At 70.9% G+C, this 2,509-nt stretch carries 2 protein-coding genes; both read left to right on the plus strand.

What is annotated here, in order from left to right; all coding sequences use genetic code 11:
* Positions 1–837 (plus strand): FAD binding domain-containing protein (locus AB0I18_RS51875; RefSeq protein WP_363112863.1); only part of this gene is annotated, 837 nt, incomplete at its 5' end.
* The coding region (locus tag AB0I18_RS51880; protein ID WP_363112864.1) for a xanthine dehydrogenase family protein molybdopterin-binding subunit at positions 834–2,509 on the plus strand (1,676 nt) is incomplete at its 3' end. The genes AB0I18_RS51875 and AB0I18_RS51880, both read left to right, overlap by 4 nt.

The following is a 2,509-nucleotide window of genomic DNA, read 5'->3' on the forward strand; positions in this document are numbered from 1 at the left end:
ATCACCGGCCTGCCGCTGCGCGAGGTCAGTGTCACCGAGCGCGGGGGCCTGCGCATCGGCGCGCTGGTACGGATGTCCGAGGCCGCCGCCCACCCGAAGGTGCGCACCCTGTATCCCGTCATCTCCGAGGCGCTGGAGCTGAGCGCGTCGGCCCAGCTCAGGAACATGGCGACCATCGGCGGGAACATCATGCAGCGCACCCGCTGTACGTACTTCCGTGACGTGAGCGCCGCCTGCAACAAGCGCGACCCCGGCTCGGGCTGCGCCGCGCTGCACGGCCACAACCGCACCCACGCGATCCTCGGCACCTCCGAGTCCTGCGTGGCCACCCACCCCTCCGACGTGGCCGTGGCCTTCGCCGCACTGGAGGCCACCGTGCACCTGCTGGGGCCGGACGGGGAGCGCCGAGTTCCCTTCGCGGACTTCCTGCTGCGGCCGGGCAGCACCCCGCAGCGTGAACAGGCCGTCAGGCAGGGTGAGTTGATCACGGCGGTCGAAATCCCGGCGCTGCCGCGCCCGCTCAAGTCGGGCTATCTGAAGGTGCGGGACCGGCAGTCGTACGAGTTCGCGCTCACGTCGGCCGCCGTCGCACTGCACGTGCGCGGTGGCGTGATCCAGGAGGCGAAGGTGGCCGCCGGGGGAGTGGGCACGGTGCCGTGGAAACTCCCCGCCGTCGAGCTGCATCTCGTGGGGGAGCGTCCCTCGGAGTCGTTGTGGGCGGCCGCCGCGGAGCAAGCGGCGGTCGGGGCGCGCCCCCTCACCCACAACCGCTTCAAGTCCGAGCTGCTCAAACGCACCGTCGAACGCCAGTTGCGCACCGTAGGAGGCACGAAATGAGCCAGCCACAGGCAGCAGTCGGTGCGGCGGCGCCCCGGGTCGACGCACGACTGAGGGTCACCGGGAAAGCGAAGTACGCCGCCGACAACAGCCCCGACGGGGTCGTGCACGCGGTTCTCGTCGAGAGCAGTGTCGGCCGGGGCCGTGTCACCGGCATCGACGCCCGCGCCGCCGAAGCCGAAACCGGCGTCCTGAAGGTGATCAGTCACCTCAACGCGCCCAGGCTGCCGCCAGTCCAAGGGGGATTCCCGCCGGGCCGGCGGCTGCGTCCCTTCCAGGACGACCGCATCCGGTTCTTCGGTCAGCCTGTCGCGGTCGTGGTGGCGACCACGCTGGAGATCGCCCAGCACGCCGCGAGCCTGGTGCAGGCCTCTTATGATGCCGAGTCTGTCTCGACCGACATCAGCGTCGCCGAACCCGCCGACGACCCGGAGAGCTATGCGCGCGGCGACGCCGACGGTGCACTGGAATCCGCCCCGGTCCGGCTGGACCTGATGTACCGGATGGCCCGCAACCACCACAATCCGCTGGAGCCGCACGCCACCGTCGCCCGCTGGGACGGTGACCGGCTGACCGTCTGGGAGAAGTCCCAGAGTGTGCTGGGCGCCGTGCGCACCCTGTCCGGTGAGTTCGGCATCCCGCCGGGCAACGTCCGGGTCATCTCGCCGTTCGTCGGCGGAGCCTTCGGCAGCGCCGCCCGTACTTACGTGCACTCCGTCACCGCGGCGTTGGCCGCCCGCGAAGTGAAACGCCCCGTGAAACTCGTACTCACGCGCAGGCAGTTGTACTTCGGCGTGGGGTTCCGGCCCGCCTACGAGTACGAACTGAGCCTCGGCGGCAACCGACAGGGCCGCCTGACCGCGTCGGCGCACGACATCCGCACCGAGAGCTCCCGCTACGAACGGCACAGCGAACACGTCCTGGAACCCGGCCGGATGCTCTACAGCACCCCCAACGTCCGTCAGGCCTACCGCCACGTCCCGCTGGACGTGAGCACCCCGTGGTTCATGCGCGGCCCCGGCTACGCCAGCGGCGCCTTCCCCGTCGAGTCGGCGATGGACGAGCTCGCCCACGAACTGGGCCTGGACCCGATCGAGCTGCGGCTGCGCAACGAACCCGCCGCCGACGAGTCCACCAATCTGCCGTTCTCCACCCGCCGCCTGCGCGACTGCTACCGCGTCGGCGCCCGCGAGTTCGGCTGGCACCGGCGCGACGCCAAGCCCCGTTCGACGCGTGACGGCGACTGGCTCATCGGCATGGGTATGGCCGCCGGTGTCTACGACACCCAGCGCAGCACGGCCCAGGCCTCGGTCAGGCTCGCCGCCGACGGCACCGCTCTGGTGCAGTCCGCGACCAGTGACATGGGCCCCGGCACGGCCACCTCCATGACCCAGGTCGCCGCCGACGCCCTCGGTCTGACCATGCGTCAGGTGATGTTCCGGCTCGGCGACTCCCTCATGCCCCCGGCCCCCGTCCACGCCGGGTCACAGACCATGGCCAGTGTCGGATCCGCCGTACAGGACGGCTGCGACAAACTACGGCGGCAGGCGATCGAACTCGCCGTCGGGGACGAGAAGTCACCGCTGCACGGCGTCGACCCCGCCGGCATCGTCGTGCGAGGCGGTCGGCTGTCTGTGAAGGACGAGCCCACCCGCGGGGAGACGTACCGGCG

Origin of the sequence: Streptomyces sp. NPDC050704, assembly GCF_040654355.1 — a bacterium.
Lineage (GTDB): Bacteria > Actinomycetota > Actinomycetes > Streptomycetales > Streptomycetaceae > Streptomyces.